We start from the raw sequence: 24,126 nt of genomic DNA on the forward strand, positions 1-24,126 counted from the left end.
GTATGCCCCCTCAATCGCGCTTAGCGGCCGCCGGTGGCGGCAGCGTTGCCCTGCGCGGCAGCGGCCTGCTGCGCTTCGGCCTGTCGCTGGGCAGCCGGCTTCCAGTTGGCGGGCGGCACCAGCTGCGCCTGCGGCAGCGCGCGGTCGAGCTCGGTCAGGACATCCTGATTGAGGTTATAAGCCTGGTCGGCGGCAACCACGGCAGCCGGGTTGAGCACCAGTGTGATCTTGCGACGCTTCTGCGCGGCTTCCATCGCGGCGGGCAGACGGTCGCTGATCTGTTCGAGAACGTAGGCACGTGACAGGGCCAGCGGCTGAAGAATGCGGTTCAGTTCCGCCTCGCCCGACTGCTGGATACGCTGAATCTGTTGCGCCTGCTGCTGCAGCGATGCCTGGTTCGGGCTCGCCGCCTGAGCGTCGGTCTGGTACTTGGTCAGCAGCGGCTGAAGCTGCGCTTCGATCGCGGCGCGGCGCTGTTCGGCCTGGTCCAGCTGCGGCTTGTACGTCGTCTGGCGCTGCTGCTCGGCCAGCTTGTAGGCGGCCGAATTGACGACGATCGCATCGGGGTTGGCGACGGCGATGCCGGGCGCGACCTGTGCGGTGGCGGCAACCGGAAGCGCGACGGGCGTCGCGGCAACAAGCGCGGCGGCCATGATCTTGTGCGTGGTTTTCATCAGAACTGCGTCCCTACGTTGAAGCTGAAGGTCTTGGGATCGTCCCCATCTTCCTTCAGCAGAACCCTTGAGAAATCGAGCCGGAGCGGCCCGAACGGTGAATTCCAGCTGACGCCGACGCCAACGGCAACGCGCGGCTTGGGCGTATCGCCGAGGTATTCCTCGACGAAGCGGAGTGTATTTTCATTGCCTTGGCCATCGACGGGGCGCGTGGAGAGAATGGTAACTGCATTCCCCTGAGAGTCGAGGATCGGTTCGCCAGCTTCGTTGTATGTCGCTTCGGAATAGATGTTGTTCACGACAGGGTCTTTCAACCCGAAGACCGCACCGACATCGGCAAATATCGACGGACGCAGACCCAATTCGCGCGCACCCGCGCCAAGCGGTATTTCGAGCTCTGCGCGGGCACGGTAGTACATCTTCCCACCCAGCGCGTCATCACGCCACTGATCGCGATCTTCGTTGACGACACCATCCGTCACCGGCTTGCGCACCACGCGCGGACCGATCCCGCGAATGTCGAACCCGCGCATCTCCGGCTCGCCAAGGAAGAACCGGTCGGTCAGGCGGACATCGTCCACACCGGGACGGTTCCGATCCTGCAGCGACTTGATGTAACCGCCTTCCCCCTGCACCGAAAACACGAAATTGCCCAGCACCTGAAAATACTTGGCCGCATTCAGCCGAGCGCGAGCGTATTTGACGTCGCCGCCGAGGCCCGCAAAATCGAGATTGCCGACAATCCGCTCACCCCGACTGGGGCGGATGCGGTTATTTAGGCTGTCGTAAACGAGCGACGTACCGATGATGGAACTGGTCCGCTTACCGACAGCATCGCACAGATACCGACCCGCCTGGAAAACGTTACATTCGACATCACCGTCACCGTCGAGATCGCTAAAATAGCGATCACCCAGCGTCACGTCCTCAAGATTCAGCGTATAACGCCCGATCAGCGTCATGTATTCCGACAACGGCGTACCGGCGCGCAACGAGAAGCCCGTCGTCGAGTTTTCGTACGTGTTGTTTCGATCGTTCCGGAAATAGTTGAAGCTGTTGTAATCGCGGCGATAGATGTCCGCACCGAACGAGATGTTCGAATCGAACATATAAGGTTCGGTAAAGCTGACCTGCGCCGATTTGGAATAGCGCGAGTAGTTCAGCGACAGGCCGACCGTCTGGCCGCGTCCGCGGAAGTTGCGCTGCTGGATCGATCCTTGCAGGATGAAGCTTTCAAGGCTGGAGAAACCTGCCGAAAGCTGCAGTTCGCCGGTCGCCTTTTCCTCTACGTTGGCGACCAGTTTGATGCGGTCGGGCGCGCTGCCCTGTTCCTGCCCAACTTCGAAGTTTTCCTGGAAATAGCCCAGCGAGTTGATGCGCGCGGTCGACCGCTTGACCTGTAGCGAGTTGAACGCGTCGCCTTCGGTCAGGCGAAATTCGCGCCGGATCACCTTGTCCTGCGTCAGCGTGTTGCCGTTGATGTCGATCGATTCGACATAGACGCGCGGCGCGTTCCCGATGCGGAAGTTGACGTCCATCGTCAGGTCTTCCTTGTTGCGCTTGTACTCCGGCTCCACGCTGGCGAAGGCGTAACCGAAGGCACCAATCGTTTCCGACAGGCCCTCGATCGTGTCCTCGACCATCTTGGCGTTGTACCAGTCGCCGGTATCCATCGGCAGGTTCGAGGTCAGCCGTTCGGAATCGAAGTCGCGAATTTCGGAATCGACGCTGACGTCGCCGAACTTATAGCGGTCGCCCTCTTCCACCACATAAGTGATGATGAAGTCTTCCTTGTCGGGCGTAAGCTCTGCCACGGCGGACACGACGCGGAAGTCGGCATAGCCTTCGGTCAGGTAGAACTGGCGCAGCTTCTGCTGGTCGAACGCCAGCTTGTCGGGGTCGTAACTGGTGCCGCCCTTGATGAAGGACAGGAACCCGGTCTGCTTGGTCAGCATTTCGCCGCGCAATTCGCCGTCGGAGAAGTTCTCGTTCCCGATGATATTGATCTGGCGGACCTTGGACTTCGGACCTTCCTTGATCTCGAAGACGATATCGACGCGGTTCTGATCCAGCTGCACCGCCTTCGGCTCTACCGTGGCGGCGAAGCGGCCCTGCCGCTTGTACAGTTCGATGATGCGGTTGACGTCGGCACGAACCTTCGACCGGGTATAGATCTGGCGCGGGGCCAGCTTGATCTCGGGCAGGATCTTGTCGTCCTTCAGGCGCTTGTTGCCCTCAAGGATGATGCGGTTGATGATCGGGCTCTCGGTCACCTGGATGACCACGTTGCCAGCCTCTTCACGGATCTTCACGTCCGAGAACAGCTCGGTCGCGTAAAGCTCCTTCAGCGCGGCGTCGGCCGCGGCGGCGGTATAGACGTCGCCCGGGCGCATCTTGATGTACGAAAGGATCGTCTGCGGCTCCAGCCGCTGGGCCCCGGCGACCGCGATGGAGCGGATGACCTGTGTATCGGGCACGACCGGCGCGGGCGTTTGCGCCTCTGCCTCGGCCTCTACCTCTTGCGCGAAGGCCGGGATGGGGGCGAGCGCCGTTCCGGCAAGCAGCGCCGTCAGCATGGCACCGCGCATCCCACCGTTACCAAACCCGGTGTTACGCAGCGAAAAATCTGGCTTTACGGCCATCAAGCAACCTTCCCGTCCAAACGCGTGTCCGCGAATACCTGCCGGGCCGATAGGTTCACCGCCGAAAGAGCGGAGGTGGCCCGGCCCCCGGCGCGGAAAGCCCTGTGCCCGATGGCTGACGGGCGATCAAGCCGAATGGCGTGATTATCCGCGATTGCGGCCCCGGCAGACGGGGTCCGGCATGGCCGAAACTTTGATGAAATGGGTCAGCTCCCGAATATGTTGAGCGAACTGATGTCGAGGAACGTCACAAACACCATCAGGCCCAGCACCAGCGCAAGACCAGTGCGAAAGGCCCAATCCTGACCCTTCGCCGAAACCGGCCTGCGGCGGACCGCCTCTATCGCGTAAAACGCAAGGTGCCCGCCGTCGAGGACGGGGATTGGCAAAAGGTTAATGAATGCCAAGTTAATTGAGATCATCGCCACGAAACCGATATAGGCATACCAGCCCTGCACCAGCTGTTCGCCCGAGTATTTGGCGATTTTGACCGGCCCGCCCAGCTCGTCCAGACCGCGCCTGCCGGTGATGATCTGCCACAGGCCGACCGCCGACAACTTCATGATCGACAGCGTCTGGCGCGTGCCTTCGGCGACCGCCTCCAGCGGGCCGACCTCAACCGCATCGACCGCGTTTGCGGCGATGCCGATGCGGCCCATTTCAAAGCGGTTCCCGAAACGGTCCACCTCTACATGCGTGCCGATCACAATGTCGGCGCGCATTTCGCGCCCATCGCGCAGCCAGGTCAGCGTGGCGGTTTCGCCGGGATAGGGCACGATAAGCTCACGCAAGTCGTCGAACGAATCGATAGCGGAGCCGTTCACCGATGTGATGCGGTCGCCGATGTCGATCCCGGCTTCGGCAGCAGCCGATTCGGCGTAGATTTCGCCCACGACCGGCTCGGCCACGATCTTGCCGAAGGCCATGATGAACCCGGCCATGATGATGATCGCGACCAGCAGGTTGGTCAGCGGCCCCGCCGCGACGATCGCGGCACGCGCTCCCAGCCCCTTGGACTGAAACGTCTGGTTGCGCTCAGCCTCCGGTAAAGCCTTCCACTCGTCGGTCGGCTGGCTCGACGGGCTCATGTCGCCCGCAAACTGCACGTAACCGCCCAGCGGGATGGCCGACAGCTTCCACCGGGTGCCGCGCTTATCGGTGAAACCGGCGATTTCCTTGCCGAATCCCACCGAGAATGCCTCTGCCTTCACGCCGAACCAGCGTCCGACGAGGTAGTGGCCAAGTTCGTGCACGACCACCAACGGCGCAAGGACCGCGATGAAGCCGACGATGGCGGTGAAAAGATTGGGGTTTTCGAACATCGTGCCTATTCCGTCAGACTATGGCCATCAGGCCTTGCGCCTTGCGGCGGGCTTCTGCGTCGACGGCAATAACCTCCTCCAGACTCGCGGGTGCGGCGGGGATGCCCTTGGCCAGCACGTCTTCGCACTGTGCCACGATCTTGGTGAACGCGATCTTACCGGCAAGAAACGCGGCCACGGCCACCTCGTTCGCGGCGTTGAGCACGGCAGGCGCGGCGCCCCCGGCGCTGGCGCATTCGCGGGCGACGCGGGTGGCGGGGAACAGGTCTTCGTCAGGCGCGCGAAAGGTCAGCGTGCCGATACGGGCAAGATCCAGCGGCTCACACGGGGTATCCATGCGCCCCGGCCATGCCAGTGCGCTGGCGATGGGGACGCGCATGTCGCTGGGGCCAAGCTGCGCCAGCGTCGATCCGTCGCGGTATTCGACCATGGAGTGCACGATGGACTGTGGGTGGACGATGATGCGCAGCCGGTCCAGCCCGACGGGGAACAGGTGGTGCGCCTCGATAAACTCCAGCCCCTTGTTCATCATCGTGGCCGAATCGACGCTGATCTTCGCGCCCATGTCCCAGTTCGGGTGGGCCACCGCCTGCGCCGGGGTCGCGGCCTCGATCTCTGCGCGAGAGGCGTCGCGGAACGGGCCGCCACTGGCGGTCAGGGTGATCCAGCGAACATCGTTCAGGTCTTCACCATGCAGGCACTGGAAGATCGCGTTGTGCTCTGAATCCACGGGTAGCAGCGTTGCACCGTGTCGTTCGACCGCGGCGGTCATTACCTCGCCTGCGGACACCAGCGCTTCCTTGTTGGCCAGCGCGATGGAGCCGCCTTTCTCAATCGCCGCCATCGTCGGGGCAAGGCCGGCACAACCGACAATGGCCGCAACGGTCATCTCCGCGCCGCGCGCCGCTGCCTCGACCAGAGCATCGGGACCGCCAGCCGCCTCGACCCCGCTGCCAGCCAAAGCCTCGCGCAGGTCGGCAAGACAGCTTTCATCGCCGACAACCGCAACCTCTGCCCCGAATTCGCGCGCCAGGTTCGCCAGTTCGCGCGCGCTGCGATTGGCGGTCAGCGCGACGACGCGCCACTTGTCCCGATCCCGCCGGATCAGGTCCAGCGTAGAGGCCCCGACAGACCCCGTCGCGCCAAGGATCGAAATCGTGCGCATCACGCCGCCAAGAGGGCGAGCAGCCCGATCAGGATGGACACCGGCAGCAAGCCGTCCACGCGGTCGAACACCCCGCCATGTCCGGGGATCAGCGTGGAGCTGTCTTTCACCTTCGCCCGCCGCTTCATCCAGCTTTCGAAGAAGTCGCCCGCTTGCGCCAGAATGGCGAGCACCGCGCCCGCGGCCAGCGCGGAGACGATCAGTTCCGCCCCGCCGAACACCACGAAATAGGTGTCGCGCGAATTGCCGGGCACGCCCATCTCGCCAAAACCCGCCGCCCAGATGTGCGCAGTATAGAGAAACAGCACCAGCGCCAGCGCCGCACCGACGACGCCGCCGCCCAGTCCGGCCCATGTCTTGGACGGGCTGATCGATGGCGCGATCTTCGGCCCGCCGAATGTCCGGCCCGAGAAATAGGCAAAGGTATCGACGAAGGCCGTAATCGCGATGGCCAGCACCACCAGTATCGCGGGCACCGTCGTCATCAACCACGCGGCCACGCCCATGTAGAGCGCCCCGCCCAGCGTCCACGCCAGCGTCCTGCCCGCCGAATGGCCCAGTTCGATGCCCATGCGGCGGACCAGCCGCTGAAATTCCCAATAGGCCACACCCGCGACGATCACGATAAACGCGTCGAGCAGCAAGCCGCCCATCCACAGGCAAAACCCCGCCACGGCGACCATGACGATGGCGGACATCGCCCGCACGCCAAGGTCGGTCTTGCGCGGACCTTCGGGCTTTACGTGCCCCGGTTCGACCGGACCGGGTGCCTCTGCGCTGATCTCACCGTCCGCCATAGCGCCGCTCCCGTCCCGCGAAATGGTCTAGCGCCTCGGCAAAATGACGCGGGGTGAAATCGGGCCAGAGCACATCGGTAAAATAAAGCTCGGCATAGGCAGCCTGCCACAACAGAAAGTTCGACAAGCGCACTTCGCCGCTGGTGCGGATCAGCAGGTCGAGCGGCGGCAGGTCCGCAGTGTCGAGGTGGCGCGCAATCGCCTCCTCGGTGATCTCACCCTCTGCGGCGGCGGCACGGGCCGCGCGCACGATTTCCGCCTGCGCACCGTAATTCAACGCGATGGCCAGCGTGACTGCGTCGTTATCCTTCGTCCGTTCCAAGGCGCCTTCGATCAGCGCCACGGCTTCTTCGTCGAACACCGAGTAATCGCCGACGATCTTCAACTTCACGCCCGCCTCGGCGATCTCGTTCAGGTCGTTGCGGATGAAGTGCTTCATCAGCGCGGTAAGATCCGCGATCTCGTCGGCGGGTCGCCCCCAGTTCTCGGTGCTGAACGCATAGAGGGTCAGCGCCTCTAAGGGCGTATCGCGCAGCGACCGGACGAGACCCCGCACCGCCTCCACGCCCTTTTTGTGACCCATCGCACGGGGCAGCAGGCGCTTTTTCGCCCAGCGCCCGTTGCCATCCATGATGATCGCGACATGGCGAGCGTCACGCCCCCCGCGCGACCCCTGCGCCAATCGGGGCGCGGCCCCAAAGACGCGATCAGGGCTCACTGGCTAAGGATTTCCTTTTCCTTCGCCTCTGCGGCCTTGTCGGCCTCGGCGACGTACTTGTCGGTCAGCTTCTGGACCTCATCCTCCGACCGCTTGCGATCGTCTTCCGAGATTTCCTTTTTCTTCTCGTCTTCCTTCAACGCTTCCATGCCGTCGCGCCGTACGTTGCGGATCGCGATCTTCGCAGCTTCCGCATATTTACCGGCAATCTTGGCCAGATCCTTGCGGCGTTCCGCGGTCAGGTCGGGCATCGGCAGGCGCAGCGTCTGGCCGTCGATCATCGGGTTCAGGCCGAGGTTGGCGTGGGCGATGCCCTTTTCCACCGCGATTACGTTCGACTTGTCCCAGACCTGCACGGACAGCATGCGCGGTTCAGGGGCCGTGACCGAGGCGACCTGGTTCAGCGGCATCATCGCGCCGTAAACCTCGACCACTACGGGATCGAGCAGCGAGACGTTGGCGCGCCCGGTGCGCAGGCCCGAAAGGTCGCCCTTCAGCGATTCCACGGCGCCGTTCATGCGGCGCTCGATGTCTGCCTTGTCGTATTTGGCCATGTCTGGTCCTCTCTGGTGCGTCAGGCCGGGTTCGGGCCGGTGCCGACGATTGTCTGGGTGCCTTCCCCGGCCAGCACGCGGGCAAGGTTGCCGCGTTCGCGAATGGAGAAGACGACGATGGGAATTGCATTGTCGCGACACAGCGCAACCGCGCTTGCGTCCATGACCTTCAGGTTCTCGGCCAGGACGGTGTCGTAGTCGATATGATCATAGCGGGTGGCGCTGGCGACCTTCTTCGGATCGGCATCATAGACACCGTCGACGCTGGTACCCTTGAACAGCGCATCGCACCGCATCTCGGCCGCGCGCAAGGCGGCACCGGAATCGGTGGTGAAGTAGGGCGCGCCCACACCTGCGGCGAAGATCACCACGCGGCCCTTTTCGAGGTGCCTTTCGGCGCGGCGGCGAATGACGGGCTCGCACACCTGATCCATCTGGATCGCCGACTGCACCCGCGTTTCCACGCCCAGCTTTTCCAATGCCGATTGCATTGCCAGCGCGTTCATTACCGTGGCCAGCATGCCCATGTAATCGGCCTGTGCGCGGTCCATGCCCTTGGCCGCGCCCGCCATGCCGCGAAAGATGTTGCCGCCGCCGATGACAAGGCAAATTTCCAGGCCCGTTTCCTTGGCCGCTTTCACTTCCTCGGCCAGCTTCGACACGAAATCGGTATCGATGCCGAACTGCTGGTCGCCCATCAGCACCTCGCCCGACAGCTTCAGGAGGATGCGTTTGGTCTCTGGAAGAAGCATGGAGCGAGAAGAACCCGGTTGCGATTGCGACTGACCGGCGTCCCTAGCGCGCGGCGGGCGCGGGGGAAAGGGGAAAGGGGGTGGTTCTGCGCCATTTACCCCAGTGCCTGCAGCTCTGGCCGGGCCAGCGCGGACAGCAGGCAATCCGCATGGGCTTCATCCTGAAATGGGTAGGACGCGCGAATCTGGTCGATTTTCAACGTCGCGCCCAGCGCCACCAGATCGCGACCGTCTGCCACCGCACCCGCGATGTCACCCAGCCTGAAACGCGCCGCGATCCGTCGTTGCAACGCGCGAAGATTGCCCGAATTCAGCCGAAGCGAACGATCCAGATGATCAAGCGCACGTTCGACATCGCCGCAAAGGAAATGCCACAGGCCCAGGTCCGCCTCGATGACGGTCGCATGGCGATAATCGGGATCGACGAGATAGACTGCTTCCTGAATCTCGATCGCCGCAGCCGGATCACCGCCAAAGCCCGCGATGCAGCCGGAAAAATGGTGGGCAAGACCGGCACTCGGGTTAAGGCGAAGCGCCTCCTCCGCATGGTATCGGGCGGGATGATATGCGGCACGCGCCCACAGTTCTCCGGCACTGGCCAAAGAGTGCCCCATCCACCCGCGCGGGTCCAGATCAAGCGAGGCGCGTGCCGCCGACAGCATCTGGTTGAAGCAATTGCGGGCAAGCGCAACATCGCCGCCCAGCCAGCCGCCAAGACCAATCTCAAAATGCGCCTGCGCCTTCAGGCACCATGGCAAGGCAAGTCCCGGATCAAGTCGAATAGAGGAGTCCAATTGATCCAGCGCCAAGGCAAGACTTTCCCGCGAAGGCGAGTTCAGCGCCCATAGCGCCTTCAACGTCAGATCCCATGCGCCCAGATTCTGCGCAGGCATCCGCACGATGCGTCGACGCTCTGCCCCATCAAGCTCTGGCGCGGCAACGCGCAGTATCGAACGCGCGATTTCCGACTGCTTCGCAATCAGATCATCGATACGATCGGCAAAGATTTCGCTAAAAAGCGTCTCCCCACTGGCGACATCCACGACCTCCACGGTCAAGCGCGCCTCCTCGCCATGGCTGATCACCCGCCCGCAAATGGCATACCGCAAGTCCAGCGAGCGTGCGCGATCCAGCAGGCTGTCGCCTTTCGCCCCGGCGGTCGCGTTGCGCGAAAGGATCGGAAACCATCGCCATGCCGACAGTTCGGCAATCAACAATTCTGCCAGGCCATCGACCAGATATGCCGCCTCGTCCCGGTCGAACGTAAAGGGAAATACGCCCACCAGCGAGCGTTCCATGACGACCGCGACCCCTGCAGCCAGATCGCGCGCGGAATACGGTTCGTCCGACAGCTTGCCGACGAAACGAAAGCCCTCTCCGCGCACGGTCCGGATATAGCGCTGCGCATTGCCATCATCGCCAAGCGCCTGCCGAGCCGATTTGATCCTGCTGCTGAGCGCCGTGTCGGATACGAAGCGGCCCTTCCAGATCACTTCGAACAACTCGTCGCGGGTGACCAGCCTGTCCCGGTTCTCGACCAACAGGAACAGAAGACGCAGGACCTGCGGTTCTATGGCCACGCCTACGCCATTGCGGCGCAGCTCGAAACTGCCGCGATCAAGCTCGAATTCGTCGAAGGCAAATACGGTCATGGCACTGCCCCCTACCCATATGCGCCCCGCCTGATGCGTTGCGGGCGGAGAGTGTGAAGTCAAGCCTGCGAAAGTCTCCACGCAATCTCCACGCAGTCTCCAAGCAGAGGCGAAGGGGCCCGCCTAAACGGGACAGGTCACCGGGAAACGAACTCCGGAAGACTGAACATCAGCAAGGCCATACAGGAGAACTACAATGCCCCTTATCGACATTCAGCTCATCGACGGTGTCTTCGACAAGGACCAGAAGCAGCGCATGATCAAGGACGTGACCGACGCGGTCGTCGCAATCGAAGGCGAAGTCATGCGCGGCGTGACCTGGGTTCGAGTCCTCGAAGTCGAAGGCGGTCACTGGGCCATCGGCGGTCAGCCGCTTGGCGCGGCAGACATCCACGCGATGCAACGTGCCGACGCCTGAACCCACCCTTGGGCAAAGCAAAACGGGCCGGAAAGCATGATGCTTTCCGGCCCGCTCTATTTGCGTGATCGAAGGATCAACCGCCGACGGCAGCGGCGACTTCTGCGGCGAAGTCGCTCTCTTCCTTTTCGATGCCTTCGCCGAGCTGAAAGCGAACATAGTCCTTCAGCACGATCTTGGCGCCGGCGTCCTTACCGGCCTGATCGACAACCTGCTGGATCGGGGTCTTGTTGTCCATGACGAAGACTTGGCTCAGCAGTGCGTTTTCCTTGGCGTACTTGGCGACGGCGCCGTCGACCATCTTTTCCTGCACGTTCTCGGGCTTGCCGCTCTCGGCAGCCTTTTCGCGGGCAATGGCGCGCTCGCGCTCGATCACTTCGGCGTCGAGGCCTTCGGCGGTCAGCGCCTGAGGGAACGCGGCGGCGATGTGCATGGCCAGCTGCTTGCCCAGCGTTTCAAGAACGTCGGTAGCCGCTTCGGACTCCAGAGCGACCAGCACGCCGATCTTGCCGAGGTTCGGCGCGGCGGCGTTATGCATGTAGGGAACGACGAGGCCGCTCTCGACTTCGACGGTCTTCATGCGGCGAACCTGCTGGTTCTCACCGATGGTCGCGACGTTGTTGGTCAGCTTTTCGGTGACGGTGCCGCCATCCGGATATGCCGCCGACTTGAGCGCCTCGACATCGTCGCCGTCAACGCCCAGCGCAACTTGCGTCGTCTTGCGGACGAAGTCCTGGAACTGGTCGTTCTTGGCAACGAAGTCGGTTTCCGAGTTAACCTCGACAGCAACGCCCTTGGTGCCTTCGACGGCCACGCCGACCAGGCCCTCTGCCGCGGTGCGGCTGGACTTCTTGGCAGCGGCGGCAAGGCCCTTGGCGCGCAGGAAGTCGACCGCGGCTTCCATGTCGCCATCGGTTTCGGTCAGCGCCTTCTTGCAATCCATCATGCCCGCGCCGGTCTTTTCGCGCAGGGTCTTCACGTCAGCGGCGGTGTAAGCCATCGCGTCGTTCCTCTTTTTAAATGATCGTGCCGCCGGGCCACAGCGGTTGCGGCCCGGCGCACTGAACAGCAAATCATGACGGGGGCGTGACGATCACGCCCGCGCGCCAGATTCAATCAAGCCCGATCAGGCCTCGGCAACAGCCGCTTCGGCGGCTGGCTCGTCCATCGCACCGATGTCGACACCCGAATCGACAACACCCTTCTGGCCGCCCTTGCGGGCTGCGTCGGCAATGGCGTCGCAGTACAGGCGAACCGCGCGGGCCGCGTCGTCGTTACCCGGAACCGGGAACGCGATGCCCGTCGGATCGACATTGGTGTCGAGCACGCCGACGACCGGGATACCCAGCACGTTGGCTTCCTTGATGGCCAGCTCTTCCATGTTGGCGTCGATTACGAACATCACGTCCGGAATGCCGCCCATGTCGCGGATGCCGCCCAGCGAAAGCTCGAGCTTGTCCCGCTTGCGGGTCATGTCGAGGATTTCCTTCTTGGTCAGGCCCGACGTGTCACCCGAAAGCTGTTCCTCGATGGTCTTCAGCTTCTTGATCGACTTCGAAACGGTCTGCCAGTTGGTCAGCATGCCGCCCAGCCAGCGGTGGTTGACGTAGTACTGGCCGCACGACAGCGCGGCTTCGCGGATCGGGTCCTGCGCCTGGCGCTTGGTGCCGACGAACAGCACCTTGCCGCCCGCCTGCACGGTGGCCGACACGAAGTCGAGAGCGCGCTGGAACAGCGGCACGGTCTGCGACAGGTCGATGATGTGAACACCGTTGCGGCTGCCGAAGATGTACGGCTTCATCCGCGGGTTCCAGCGGTGGGTCTGGTGGCCGAAGTGTGCGCCGGCCTCGATCAATTGCTGCATGGTGACGCCAGTGGACGCCATAATCGTTTCCTTTCCGGTTATGCCTCTGGAAGACGGATGACCGTGACTGGCGCCGCGTCGGCACCGGCCAAGGCACCGGTATGTGTGCCTTCCATGTGGATTTGCCCGTGCGTGACCCGGCCCGATGCCGAATCCTTTACGAACGAGCGGCCCTTTAGCGGCAGTTTTCCGCGAAGGAAAGCCCCGTGGCTTGGCTCCCGATCGAATGGGTCCAAAACGGTTCCACTTGACAGATCGGAACAAAAAGAGAACAAAGCGAATCAGGAAATGTACCTAGCGCCATCATTCCAGATGGTCGGGTCCAGACGCTGCTTTACCGTTATACCGGAAAAAGCAGTGGAACAAAAGGGGTTCATTGCTATGTCGAGTGTGCTGCCGGTCGTTACGCTGTTTTTCTTCGTGGTCATAGCCATGGGCGCTTGCGCGCTGGTTGGCAGCTTGCTCTTCGATCTTTTGCCGGTTCTGCGTGATGGCGACGATCGCGTGCGTCAGCCGCTGGTTTTTCCCGAAGTCGCTACCCGTCCCGCCGTTCGCACGCCCGCGACGGTGCATCGCCTGCCGCTGGTGGATCGCGCCACGATCAGGGTTGCACCGCTGCCCGTTGCCGCCTGACCTTGGCATAACGCAGCCAGCCATAAGGTAGTAGCGCAAGGTAGAGGATCGACACGACGGCCAGCGTCCACCACGGCTCAAGGAAGAGAAACGCGCCGAGGAGGCCGACGAGCGCAATCAGTTCGAGCCGCACCGAGCGCCCCGGTTTCAACGAAGTCCAGCTGAGCGTCGCGAGGTTCGAGATCATCAGGAACGCAATCAAGATGACCCACGGTCCGACCAGAAGCGGATCGCGGAAGATCGGCTCGCCCGTCGCGGCCCAAAGGTAGAGCGGCAGAAACGCCACCCCCGCCCCGACCGGGGCGGGAATGCCGGTGAGGAAACCGGCGGACTTGTGCGGCTGTTCTTCCATGTCGATCTGCGCATTGAACCGCGCCAACCGCAACATGCAGCACAAGGCGAGGGCCAGTGCGGCAAACCAGCCAAGGCGCGGCAGATCCTGAAGCGACCACATGAACAGGATCAGCGCCGGGGCAACGCCGAACGACAGCGAATCGGCAAGGCTATCGAGCTCTGCCCCAAACCGGCTTTGCGCCTTCAGCAGACGCGCGATCCGCCCATCGATCCCGTCCAGGAACCCGGCAACCAGCACCGCAAGAATGGCACGATCCCAATCTCCGGCAATGCCGAAGCGAATGCCGGTCAACCCGATGCACAGCGCCGCCGCCGTAATTGCGTTGGGCACCACCGCCCGCATGGTCAGCCCGCGCGTGCGACGTCGCGGCACGGCACGATCGCCATGCCCGATGCGCGGCCCGACATCGCCCGGCTCGGCCATGCGGTCGTCCAGATCTTCGTCGAAACCCGGTGTGGTCACTGGCGAATTCCTTCCAGCAACGGCGCGTTGCCGATTTCGGCGATGACAGTTTCCCCGGCGATTGTCTTTTGCCCTTTCAGAACTTTCGGCTCGGTCCCGGCAGGCAGGTAGATATCCACCCGACTGCCGAACCGGATCAGTCCGACGCGTTGCCCAGCCCCAAGAATGTCGCCCGGCTTCACGAAAGGCACGATGCGTCGCGCGATCAGGCCAGCGATCTGCGTAAAGCCGATCTGCACCCCGTCCTGCCGCTCGACCAAGAAGTGCTGCCGCTCGTTATCGTCGCTCGCCTTGTCGAGGTCGGCGTTCACGAACTTGCCGGGGATATAAACCACCCGGCGCACGGTGCCCGCAATGGGCGAACGATTGATGTGAACGTCGAACACACTCATGAAAATGGACACGCGCGTAAGTGGTTCCGCGCCCATCCCCCGCGAATCCAGACCGTCGTCCATCTGCAACTCTGGTGGCGGCGCAACTTGCGTGATCAGCGTAACCAGCCCGTCCGCCGGGGCCACAACCACATTATTGCCCTGCGGCACGACACGCTTCGGATCGCGAAAAAACGCCAGCACGCCGATGGTGAGGAACGCCAAAGGCCATGCCAGCGTCTCCCACGCCAACAGCGCGCAAACCAGCGATGCGGCGGCGGTGATGAGGCCGAACTTGCGGCCCTCCGGGTGGATCGACGGCCAGCTCCAGCCAGCTTCGCCTCTACCCCTGTTGTCGAGAATTTCTCCGGCCATCGCCGGTGTCTAGGGATTGGCGCGCGGGGCGGCAAGGCATGGTTGGGGAGTACCGGCTCGTTTCTCGCATTGCCCGAAACTCAGCAGCCCTGGCTGCGGCGGTGGTGGACAGGGCTGGATTGGCCACCGCTTCGCTCTGGCCGGCTCCGCTGCGCTTCGCCTCCGAACCAACTTTTCGACTTCATCGAAACACGTCGGTTCGGGCGTTGCGCCTGTGGCTTGGTCTGTGCGGTGTGTTGAGGGCCGACGGTGGTGGCAGGGCTTGAATCGAACCGGAAAAATAACCCTTTGATATCAATTCTGTTCTTGGAACAAGTGCAGACCTTCCCCCACACTCTCCCCCACATTTTCGTTCATTTAACGATGGTTCGGTTCAGCGTTTTGCCAAAAAAGCTGAATAAATGAGCGGTTCGCGGTGAGCCTGATCGCAATGTAATGGCATGCCCTGGCGCTGTCTATTTGCGAGTTGGCGGCCTGGTCAGTCCAATGCCCGATGCCGCTCTACCAGCCTATGCAGACTGGCCGTCGTGACTCGCGTTGCCTTGCCGATCTTGACGGTTTCGACTTCGCCACTTGAAATCAGCTCATAGAGTTTTGTTCGCCCGACACCGATCATGCGTGCAGCGTCATTGACCCGGACGCAAATCGGCTCGACATTCTGCTGTCCACTCATTCTGCCGCTTCCTCTTCACGATAGTGAGCAGGATCGGCGATCCATCGATTGATTGCTGATTCATGCCATCCTGCGCCATGTACGCTGATCTTTACCTGTGACGGGAATGTGCCCTCGGCGATCTTGCGGTAGATTGTGGAGCGGGAAAGACCGGTGCGGTCGAGCACTGTCTTCAGTCGGATGATGCGTTCTGTATTGGACATTGGGCGTTCTCACACATTGACATTGTCAGCCCCTCCACGGAACATAATGAGAACTTATTTGGTGAGCGCAAGGGTCATTACAGGTTGAAATCAAGGCAAATCTTGAACGATTTTTGAGATTTGAAACGTCTACGGACGTTTAGAGACCTTGGGAGACCATCCCACACGTTCAACAGCGGCTTCGAAAAAGTTCCTCGGCAGCCAGTTTTTGCTCATGGCAGCGCGTCTTTACGCCATCAGCGAGTGCTTTTCGCGCTATGTGCACCAAATTCCGCGCGAATCGTGTCGATAGTTTTCAGCGTCGCGTAGGTTCCGACGACATACCAATTTGTGCACCGACAACCGCCGCAACCTCGAGCTTAAAAGTTGCCATTCTTGGCGACCGACTGAATCTATGGCGACTTAATCGATTGCAAACATCTCCAGCTGAGTTTGCTTCCGCCAGTTATAGCAAGTTTGGCCTTCCCAGCTCTGAGCCTTTGCCCTGAGGCCCTGTAACCTCTCTGCGCTCAAGAAAGCGGCTTTTGAGTGCTCCGCATGATAGAGTAAAATGCTCGAATTGGCTTCACTATCAAATACATCTGCGATGAACTTCGTCAATCTGGGCTCAGTCCTAGCATGATCTTGCTCAATAAAGCGGAGCGCCCTCATAAACATCCCCATAGTGTTTGGATTATGTTCGAGATTTATGTCCAAAGAAAGGTTTGCGAGTTGGTCGAAATAGTGCTCCGCACACACGATCTGGTTTGACCTAAGATCATAAAATACCGCGTCCCAATTGAAGAATGTAGTTTCGTTCAATGAACGCCTACTTTTCGGCTGAACATGGTCCTCGACAAAAGCCCAAGTCTTGTCGAATTCCCAAACGTCAAACAACCATCGACTTGAAGCAAGCCGATATCCACCAAACTTATTTTTCTTGAATTGGAATTTTTTTGCGATTGCCTCAATCGCCGCTCCTTCATGAGGCACAACGACTATATCAACATCGCTACTGAAATTTGCCCCCCCATAAAGAGCCAAATCCCGGAGGAGGCCACCGAACACATACACCTCCGCCACCTCCCCAAGCTCCCGCGTAACCTGGGCAACTGCGCGACGTTCATAGGGGGGCGACTCAAAAAACCTTCGGACCCTCTTTTTCAGAACGTCTTTGTGCCGAGCTATTCTCACATTGACCCTCTTCACATCCCAATTGTGTTTAGCTCTCGCAACTCCCTTTCGAGGTCTACCGCATAGCTATCCGTCATGCCGGACACCATGTCCGCGAGCAGCTGACAGCGCTTGTATGCCAAAGGTAGCACGTTGTTAGGGTCTTCGAAAACGCGTCGGTAATTTTCCGAGATGCGGTTGTAAACATACTTCTCGAAGACGCATGCCCCGTCTTCAAAACCTTGGGTATGCAATGGGTCGCCCCGCGCCTCGATCGCAGGCCACATCATGTCCATCAAGGAATGGATAATGTTGTGCCCCTTGAGCTCAATTTCCAGGACACTCTTGTGGAGAAACGCGTGCTGCAGCGAGCATTTCTTCAGCCCCTTGCAAAGGGCCTTTGCTTCCGACGACCCGATCAAGTCTCCTTCGAAAGTTCCAGACATAATTGCATCGTAGTTTTCAGAAAAAGCGCTGGTAACCGAAGTTACCATTTCGCCAATCGCAAACACCCGAAACATCTGCATGGAGATGTCATTCAACTCAGCAGGTGAGAGATTGTGCTTCCTATGCTCTGAATCACGCTTGAGAGCTTTTTCCTTAAGCCTTTTAACGACCGGATCCTCAGGGAACTCAGCTGAGATGAAGTTTATGATATCATAAAACGAAACGAACCCCTTCTTGACCGAATCCTCGGCGTCAAGAACGGAGTAAGCAATATCGTCACAGGCCTCCATTATGTACGCAAGCGGATGCCGAACCCCTTCCGAAAGCCCCGTCTCCCGCCAAATCTCGTCACAACAATCTCGTTCTGAATGGAAGCATCCGAATTTTTTTGTCGCAATTCGATCTTTATCCACTCGGTCTGACGTGACTGGGTATTTCATCAACGCACCCAACGTGCCGCAGCTCACATTTAAGCCAAAATTATCATTCAGAATTTGTAGCTTGGTTAGAATGCGTAGCGCTTGGGCATTCCCTTCAAAGTTCAGGTAATCTGCCTTCATCCGGTTTGCATCGTCATCATCGATCTCGCCCTCGGAGACGGCAGTTGTGAAATCGAGGGTCTTGCTTTCGTGTTCTTGGAACCAAGAGCTGATCGCATACTCTCCCTGATGGCCAAACGGCGGGTTTCCAACGTCATGAGCCAGACCCACAGCTGCGAGCATCGAAGGCAGATCACGCCTTGTGCGCTCGTCAGTTGGCACTCCCGTATCGCCATGAACCAGCGCCACACCAATGCTGCGCGCCAAATTCGAAACTTCATACGAATGAGTGAGCCGATTTCTCACGCTATCATTCTTATCCAGGGGAAAGACCTGCGTTTTGTCCGCAAGTCTCCTGATGGGGGCGCTGAACAAGATCCGATCATAGTCCCGTTCAATCTCTGTCCGAGTGCCTGCTGCTCCCAATTTGTCAGCGCCAGGTCTTGATCTAGCAAGATCCTTGCGCCTTACGCTAGTCAGCAACTTTGACCACTCAAGGCTGTGCGCCTTCATTCAACTCTCCTAAGCCAAAGCACGCTAATGCCTTATCGGACCAAAGAAAAAAAGCTCGTCTGGTCTCGCAATTTCAACACATCGGTATCCCTGATCGTATTGGCGCTACGGCGCAATCCCCCGTTTTGCGTCACCACTTCAAGATCAGGATTGTTGATGATAGCGAAATTAATGTCATCACTGTGGGCAGGAGTTTCGTTATAGGAAGCCTTATAAAAATCACCAATCAGGAGCGCATTCGCAAATTTGCCCACTAAGTCCGGGATATCATCCAATAGTTGCTTTCTGGCGCTGCCACGACTGTCCTGATTGAACAGATAGAGATCAAGGCTTTCCCTCGGGTTGTAGTGCAGCATGCTAAGGCCCGATCTTCCAAAATGGGCCTGAGAGCTTTTATTTCTATGAAGTACATCGTTGTAGACCTGTCGCGCTCTGAACGAATTCGCGAAGTGTATGAGCCAGTATCTCCAACCGTCCGGGTTATGGATCGAAAATGGGCTTACATAAGAAGCGGCTCCCCTGAGGGTTTCAAAAACCACTTTCTCAACCGAGCCAAGCCAATTTGGCTTGGTTTGGTTTTCATCTACGTTCGAAATGTTGCCAGCAAACGGCACGGTATTGCTACCTATTATGTTCCGAATTCTCTCGGGCGAGAGATAGGTCAGGAATGACTCAATAGCGAATGTTAAAAAGACCTCCGCAGATCTCGTGATATTCATGAGCTCAATGAGGGTCGCTTCTGAAACTTGGGTATAACCATATTGATCGAGATTAAAGAGAGCGCTGCGCACGCGAGACGCCTGAATTCTTTGACAAATCGCTCTTCTACTCTGTTCAAACTCTCCAGTATGGAAACTGGTATGTAGTTCTACATTCGGATGGCACTCATTGATTTCGGCAATGATCCCTGCCGAATTTTCACGAAGCAAATTGATCGCCTCAGGATCAACATCATTGAACGAGAAATAGCACTCAATGACAATCGGCCTAAAACCTTCAGCCGCTCGGTAGAGATTCAGCTTCTCTTCAGTCTGCCGCAAAGCATTAAGCAGAACTAATGGTGATCCGAATGAGCCGTCCTCATAGATTCCAGCACCACTAAAACCGTCTACGACTGCGAGGCGAAATTTTTCCTGCTGCGGTAGAACACACCTAACCCTCAGATATTCACGGAAGTATTCGTCAAGAATCCTTAGCTTGACCCGCGAATGGTCATCCAGCGCGGCACCATTCTTCCAATCATAAGATTTTTTCACCATGTGCGCGGATGAACCATCACTACTTTTGCTTAAGCGTGCAATAGTTTGGGCATTTCGTCGTACGTCCGCCCCCTGAGCAGGCGCCCGGCCTTTTTCTTGTTAACCCCGCCCCACTGCTTGAAGAAAAAGGCTGTACCTGAATCTAGGCACTGATCCAAAATACTCTCTACCCACTCCTTGTCCATTGGACGCGAGCGTGGCCCACTTTCGCCGCCGACAATAGCCCAATGTATTCCAGCTAGATCTACGCGCCCGACGTCACCGACCAGAGGTTCGAATGAGATGAAGCGTACGCTCGCTGGAACGTTGCGCAGATCGTCCATGCGTTGAACGACCCGGTGATCTTCGACGCTGGTGCCCAACCAAACATTTGCAAGCGGCTTCGGCGCAATTTCTTGTAACAGCTCAGCCATGCGGTGAGGTCGCTTTGTCAGAATTTGGTAATGGTGTTGCGGCGTCTTTTTCATCACGCTCCAAATGCGGCCAACGAAGTCACTGGGCACATCAGGGTGGAATAAGTCGGACATGGAATTTACGAACACCCGGCGAGGCTTCTTCCAGGACAATGGAATCTCGACAGACGCCTCGTGGCAGCGCACCTTGTCGGTCCAAACAGCGCCGCGCTTCGAACGCTTTGTAAGTCCTTGATACTTTTCGTGACCCATTGCTTGCAACCGCGCAGCCATTCGCATCGCGTAGCAGTTCGTGCACCCGGCACTCTCGATAGAACACCCTACGACCGGATTCCAAGTTAGGTCGGTCCATTCAATAGAAGATTGTTGCGCCATTCCCGTCCTTTTCATGCCTTCTATCACACGCGAATTAACATAGGAATCCATCAAAGTATCCATCGAGCAGGTCGACTTTCGAGATGAGCGAAATGAGCGCCACATGACCGACGCAAGGAATCAAGCAATCTGGTGCAGACAGCTTCGAGCTCCAGACACTTGAAGTGCTCCCCCTGCATCGATCAGTCCGATTGCTCCCTCTCAAACGCCCTCTTCCCCTTGCGTTTGAACAGCACAAGCGCCTGCGCTCCATCAGGCCCGCGCAGCTTGGCTGCAACCGTGAGGAATGCTCCGTAAAGTGCAGCGCGATCATCGTCCGTCAGTTCGACCAGATCGGCCTTGGCGACCAGTCCGCCCAGCTCGATAAGCTGCCTTGTCCGTTCGCGTCGTTTCACTTGCCATTCGCGCATGTCGGTTCGTGCCTTTGCCGCCTCAAGCCGATGTCGCGCCGCCATCGAGCGGAAGAGTGCCTTCCGGCTGCTGGCCAGGTCCGCTCGCACTGTCGCGTGACTTGCCCTGAAAGAAGGCCGCGCCAAGCTTGCGCCAGTCCTCCCCTTTGGCCTCGTCGCTGTTGGCGGCAGCATCGAGCAGTGCGCCCGCCAGGACTTCGGCATCGAGCGCATCGGCTCCGGTTGCCGTGACCAGCGCGCCGAGGTCGCGTACGCGGCGCTCCTTCAATTGCTTTGCCTTGTCGGCCAGTGCCTTCAGTTCCGAATCAAAGTCGCGCGGTTTCCGAATGAGAAGTCTCCATTCTTGGTGTGATGGAGCCATGATAATCTCTGAGCTTTCCAAATGCAGTAAGGTCGCCAGGACAGAGTGATACCGCCTAGTCCCGATCAGGATTTTATCATGAGAGGGCGCGCTTATACGTCGTGCCGACGCAGGCTTTGGAGTGTAACTGGATTGCCGACATGGCAATCTTTCACTTCAGCGCAAAGGTCATCGGAAGGTCGAGCGGACGCAGCGCCGTGGCGGCTGCTGCCTATCGTGCAGGTGAGCAACTGCACGACGAACGCATCGACAGAACCCATGATTTCACCAACAAGGCAGGTGTCCTTCACTCCGAAGTGATGCTGCCCAAATGCGCGCCCGAAGCCTTCGCCGACCGCGCTACTTTGTGGAACGCTGTCGAGGCCGGAGAGAAGCGCAAGGATGCCCAGCTCGCCCGCGAGGTCGAATTCGCCCTGCCCCGCGAGCTGTCGAAGAAGGACAACATCAGGCTGGCGCGAGAATTCGTGAAGGCCGAGTTCGTCGAGAAAGGCATGATCGCTGATCTCAATGTGCATTGGGATATCGGAGAGGATAGCAAGGCCAAGCCGCACGCCCATGTCATGTTGACCATGCGCGAAGTGACCAAAGACGGTTTTGGCGCAAAGATCCGCGACTGGAACAAGACCGCGCTGATCGAACAATGGCGCGAGCGCTGGGCCGATCACGTCAATCGCGCGCTTGCCGAGCGCGACATCGATGCGCGCATCGATCATCGCAGCCTGGAAGCGCAGGGCATTGCGCTCGAACCGCAGGACAAGATCGGTCCCGCTGCATCGCGCATTGGCGGGCGCGGACTTGAGGCGGAGCGGATCGAGGAACACCGGGCGATTGCCCAGCGTAATGGCGAGCGGATCATCGCCAATCCCGCGCTGGCACTTGATGCGATTACGCACCAGCAGGCGACGTTCACCAGGCGCGACCTTGCTGCATTTGTTCACCGGCATAGCGAAGGCAAGGAGCAGTTCGATGCCGCCTACAATGCGGTGCGCAGCTCCCACGACCTGATTGCGCTGGGAAAGGACAGACACGGACAAGATCGCTTCACTTCGCGCGCGACGATCGAGACCGAACAGCGGCTGCATTGTGCCGCCGACGCAATGGCGCAGCGAGCCAAGCATGGCGTCAATGATATGCATCGGAATACCGCTTTCGCCAGTGCGGCGAAGCGCGGCCTGGTCCTTTCAGGCGAGCAGAAATCCGCCTTCGAGTACGTGACCAAGAAGGGTGGTCTTGCCGTGGTCGTTGGCTATGCAGGGACCGGCAAGAGCGCCATGCTGGGCGTGGCGCGCGAGGCCTGGGAAAGCGCAGGCTACACAGTGCGCGGCGCAGCCCTTTCCGGCATCGCCGCCGAGGGGTTGGAGAACGGCTCCGGCATCGCATCGCGCACCATTGCCAGCCTTGAGCATCAGTGGGGCAAAGGACGTGAGCAGCTCACGTCCCGTGACGTTCTCGTCATCGACGAAGCGGGCATGGTCGGAACGCGCCAGATGGAGCGCGTGCTGTCCCATGCCGCCAAGGCTGGTGCGAAGGTTGTCCTGGTCGGTGACCAGCAGCAGCTTCAGGCCATCGAGGCTGGCGCGGCGTTCCGCGCAATCCATGAGCGCCACGGCGGCGTCGAAATCAGCGAGGTCCGCCGCCAGCTATCGGCATGGCAGCAGGACGCCACCAGGCATCTCGCCACGGGACGCACCGGCGAAGCAATCCAGACCTACGAAGAACGCGGCATGGTCCATGCCGCCGAGATGCGCGAGGCCGCGCGGACAGAGCTGATCAAGCTCTGGAATCAGGAACGGCAGGCCAGCCCCGGCGACAGCCGGATCATCCTTACCCACACCAATGACGAGGTGCGCCAGTTGAATGACATGGCGCGCAGGAAGATGCGCGTGGCTGGCGCTCTGGGTGCCGATGCCACGATCAAGGCGGCACGCGGCGAGCGCCACTTTGCATCGGGCGACCGCATCATCTTTCTGCGCAACGAGCGCGGGCTTGGCGTCAAAAACGGGACGTTGGGCACGGTCGCAATGGCCAGCACGCATGGCATGGCCGTGCGCACCGACGATGGCCGCGACGTTGCTTTCGACACCAAGGACTATGCCCACGTCGATCATGGCTATGCCGCCACGATCCACAAGGCGCAGGGCATGACGGTGGACCGCACGCATGTGCTCGCAACGCCGGGTATGGATAGCCATTCAGCCTATGTTGCCATGTCGCGCCACCGCGAGGGTCTGGCGCTACACTATGGCCGCGATGATTTTGCCGATCAGTCGAAACTTGTCCGCACGCTGAGCCGGGAACGCGGAAAGGACATGGCGGGCGATTACAAGCCCGAGCAGACCTTCGCCGAACTGCGAGGCATCAACTTCCGCGAGCGGGTCATGGAGATGGTTCGGCAAGTGCCCGAAAGGGCCAAATCGATCTTCAGAAACTTCCGTCCGCAGGCCCGACAGCTCGAAGCGCTTCCGGCCCAAACCAACACGCAGAACGACCAGCGCCGCGCGGTGGAACGCTATGCCCGTGCGCTTGGCGATCTTGGTACGATGCAGGCCCAGGGCTTGCCCGTCCTGCCGCACCAGAGGGACGCGCTGGAGAAGGCGGGCAAGGCGCTCGATATGATCAGCCCCCATGCCGCCAATGATCTCGCCAAAGCGCTGGAGCGGCATCCTGAGCTGATCGCTGAGGCCGCTGGCGGGCGAAGCCAGGAGGCTATGCGCGCCATGCAGCACGAGGCTGCCGTGCGCACCGATCCAGCGCTGCGAACCGAACGCTTTGTCAGCGACTGGCAGGGGTTGAGCACGTCACGCAAGCAGCTTGAGCAGCAAGGAGACCGCGCTGGCGCTGCCCGCGTGTCGAGCAAGCTGACCGAGCTGGCGAAGGGGCTTGAGCGCGATCCGCAGGTTGAAGGCCTTCTGCGCGGCAAGACCCGCGAACTCGGCATCAATCCAACGCCCGAACGCAGCATCGCAAACGAACTCACAGCGACCCTCAGCCGCGAACGCACCCGCACTTTCGACATGGGTATTTAGG

24 protein-coding genes are annotated in these 24,126 nt (G+C 60.0%); 3 read left to right on the top strand and 21 right to left on the bottom strand.

Annotated elements, in window-relative coordinates:
- Window positions 1–20: 20 nt before the first annotated feature.
- The 9 genes from AB433_RS12485 to AB433_RS12525 all read right to left on the bottom strand — a co-directional run bounded on the left by AB433_RS12485 (window position 21) and on the right by AB433_RS12525 (window position 10,276).
- Complete coding sequence (locus AB433_RS12485) at window positions 21–674, bottom strand: OmpH/Skp family outer membrane protein (protein WP_047821377.1); 654 nt, start codon at window positions 672–674, stop codon at window positions 21–23.
- Window positions 674–3,316: an outer membrane protein assembly factor BamA gene (bamA, locus tag AB433_RS12490; RefSeq protein ID WP_375782383.1), complete on the bottom strand. Its 2,643-nt coding sequence runs from the start codon at window positions 3,314–3,316 to the stop codon at window positions 674–676. Before bamA ends, AB433_RS12485 begins: the two co-directional genes overlap by 1 nt.
- A 206-nt stretch (window positions 3,317–3,522) precedes the next feature.
- A complete protein-coding gene (gene rseP, locus AB433_RS12495; RefSeq protein WP_047821380.1) occupies window positions 3,523–4,638 on the bottom strand; it encodes an RIP metalloprotease RseP in 1,116 nt (371 codons plus the stop codon).
- Between the two features lie 13 nt (window positions 4,639–4,651).
- Complete coding sequence (locus tag AB433_RS12500; RefSeq protein WP_047821383.1) at window positions 4,652–5,803, bottom strand: 1-deoxy-D-xylulose-5-phosphate reductoisomerase; 1,152 nt, start codon at window positions 5,801–5,803, stop codon at window positions 4,652–4,654.
- Entirely contained in the window at window positions 5,803–6,600 is a 798-nt protein-coding gene (locus tag AB433_RS12505; protein WP_053059147.1) for a phosphatidate cytidylyltransferase, read from the bottom strand. The genes AB433_RS12500 and AB433_RS12505 overlap by 1 nt, the downstream gene beginning before the upstream one ends.
- Window positions 6,587–7,231 (bottom strand): polyprenyl diphosphate synthase, encoded by a 645-nt coding sequence (uppS, locus tag AB433_RS12510; RefSeq protein ID WP_047824036.1) that lies wholly within the window; start codon window positions 7,229–7,231, stop codon window positions 6,587–6,589. The genes AB433_RS12505 and uppS overlap by 14 nt, the downstream gene beginning before the upstream one ends.
- Window positions 7,232–7,314: 83 nt before the next feature.
- Entirely contained in the window at window positions 7,315–7,872 is a 558-nt protein-coding gene (gene frr, locus AB433_RS12515; RefSeq protein ID WP_047821384.1) for a ribosome recycling factor, read from the bottom strand.
- Window positions 7,873–7,892: 20 nt separating this feature from the next.
- Window positions 7,893–8,624 (bottom strand): UMP kinase, encoded by a 732-nt coding sequence (pyrH, locus tag AB433_RS12520; protein ID WP_047821386.1) that lies wholly within the window; start codon window positions 8,622–8,624, stop codon window positions 7,893–7,895.
- A gap of 95 nt (window positions 8,625–8,719) precedes the next feature.
- Window positions 8,720–10,276, bottom strand: coding sequence for a winged helix-turn-helix domain-containing protein (locus tag AB433_RS12525; RefSeq protein ID WP_047821387.1), 1,557 nt, complete (start codon window positions 10,274–10,276; stop codon window positions 8,720–8,722).
- Window positions 10,277–10,472: 196 nt separating this feature from the next.
- Here AB433_RS12525 and AB433_RS12530 point away from each other — a divergent pair, with 196 nt between their 5' ends.
- On the top strand, window positions 10,473–10,694 hold the full coding sequence (locus tag AB433_RS12530; protein WP_047821390.1) for a tautomerase family protein: 222 nt from the start codon (window positions 10,473–10,475) through the stop codon (window positions 10,692–10,694).
- A 76-nt stretch (window positions 10,695–10,770) separates the two neighbouring features.
- Here AB433_RS12530 and tsf read toward each other — a convergent pair whose 3' ends face one another.
- Together tsf and rpsB are read right to left on the bottom strand one after the other, a co-directional pair.
- Window positions 10,771–11,694: a translation elongation factor Ts gene (gene tsf / locus AB433_RS12535; protein WP_047821392.1), complete on the bottom strand. Its 924-nt coding sequence runs from the start codon at window positions 11,692–11,694 to the stop codon at window positions 10,771–10,773.
- A gap of 126 nt (window positions 11,695–11,820) precedes the next feature.
- Entirely contained in the window at window positions 11,821–12,579 is a 759-nt protein-coding gene (rpsB, locus tag AB433_RS12540; RefSeq protein WP_047821394.1) for a 30S ribosomal protein S2, read from the bottom strand.
- A gap of 111 nt (window positions 12,580–12,690) precedes the next feature.
- On the opposite strand from rpsB, the gene AB433_RS20565 reads away from it, so the two are divergent.
- Window positions 12,691–13,191 (top strand): hypothetical protein, encoded by a 501-nt coding sequence (locus AB433_RS20565; protein WP_156170807.1) that lies wholly within the window; start codon window positions 12,691–12,693, stop codon window positions 13,189–13,191.
- Here AB433_RS20565 and AB433_RS12550 read toward each other — a convergent pair.
- From AB433_RS12550 to AB433_RS12595, 10 genes are all read right to left on the bottom strand, one after another.
- Window positions 13,160–13,969 (bottom strand): CDP-alcohol phosphatidyltransferase family protein, encoded by an 810-nt coding sequence (locus tag AB433_RS12550; protein WP_047824038.1) that lies wholly within the window; start codon window positions 13,967–13,969, stop codon window positions 13,160–13,162. The genes AB433_RS20565 and AB433_RS12550 overlap by 32 nt on opposite strands.
- 35 nt (window positions 13,970–14,004) lie before the next feature.
- The gene (locus tag AB433_RS12555; RefSeq protein WP_047821398.1) at window positions 14,005–14,754 is read right to left on the bottom strand and encodes a phosphatidylserine decarboxylase; all 750 of its coding nucleotides are present in this window, start codon (window positions 14,752–14,754) and stop codon (window positions 14,005–14,007) included.
- Between the two features lie 478 nt (window positions 14,755–15,232).
- Entirely contained in the window at window positions 15,233–15,427 is a 195-nt protein-coding gene (locus tag AB433_RS12560; RefSeq protein ID WP_047821400.1) for a helix-turn-helix domain-containing protein, read from the bottom strand.
- Entirely contained in the window at window positions 15,424–15,630 is a 207-nt protein-coding gene (locus AB433_RS12565; protein WP_047821402.1) for a helix-turn-helix transcriptional regulator, read from the bottom strand. Before AB433_RS12565 ends, AB433_RS12560 begins: the two co-directional genes overlap by 4 nt.
- Window positions 15,631–16,032: 402 nt before the next feature.
- Window positions 16,033–16,692, bottom strand: coding sequence for a hypothetical protein (locus AB433_RS12570; RefSeq protein ID WP_156170808.1), 660 nt, complete (start codon window positions 16,690–16,692; stop codon window positions 16,033–16,035).
- A 122-nt stretch (window positions 16,693–16,814) separates the two neighbouring features.
- Window positions 16,815–18,281, bottom strand: a complete 1,467-nt coding sequence (gene dgt, locus AB433_RS12575; protein WP_047821405.1) for a dGTP triphosphohydrolase — start codon at window positions 18,279–18,281, stop codon at window positions 16,815–16,817.
- A 32-nt stretch (window positions 18,282–18,313) separates the two neighbouring features.
- Window positions 18,314–19,540: a three-Cys-motif partner protein TcmP gene (locus AB433_RS20050; protein WP_047821407.1), complete on the bottom strand. Its 1,227-nt coding sequence runs from the start codon at window positions 19,538–19,540 to the stop codon at window positions 18,314–18,316.
- A 29-nt stretch (window positions 19,541–19,569) separates the two neighbouring features.
- On the bottom strand, window positions 19,570–20,379 hold the full coding sequence (locus AB433_RS12585; protein ID WP_260181851.1) for a DUF5131 family protein: 810 nt from the start codon (window positions 20,377–20,379) through the stop codon (window positions 19,570–19,572).
- Between the two features lie 131 nt (window positions 20,380–20,510).
- Window positions 20,511–20,783, bottom strand: a complete 273-nt coding sequence (locus AB433_RS12590) for a conjugal transfer protein TraD (RefSeq protein ID WP_245626662.1) — start codon at window positions 20,781–20,783, stop codon at window positions 20,511–20,513.
- Entirely contained in the window at window positions 20,761–21,066 is a 306-nt protein-coding gene (locus tag AB433_RS12595) for a conjugal transfer protein TraD (protein WP_047824043.1), read from the bottom strand. Before AB433_RS12595 ends, AB433_RS12590 begins: the two co-directional genes overlap by 23 nt.
- 173 nt (window positions 21,067–21,239) lie before the next feature.
- Between AB433_RS12595 and traA the strand changes: the two genes are divergently transcribed.
- On the top strand, window positions 21,240–24,125 hold the full coding sequence (gene traA / locus AB433_RS12600) for a Ti-type conjugative transfer relaxase TraA (protein WP_047821411.1): 2,886 nt from the start codon (window positions 21,240–21,242) through the stop codon (window positions 24,123–24,125).
- Window position 24,126 lies beyond the last annotated feature (1 nt).

Origin of the sequence: Croceicoccus naphthovorans, from assembly GCF_001028705.1 — a bacterium.
Classification (GTDB): domain Bacteria; phylum Pseudomonadota; class Alphaproteobacteria; order Sphingomonadales; family Sphingomonadaceae; genus Croceicoccus; species Croceicoccus naphthovorans.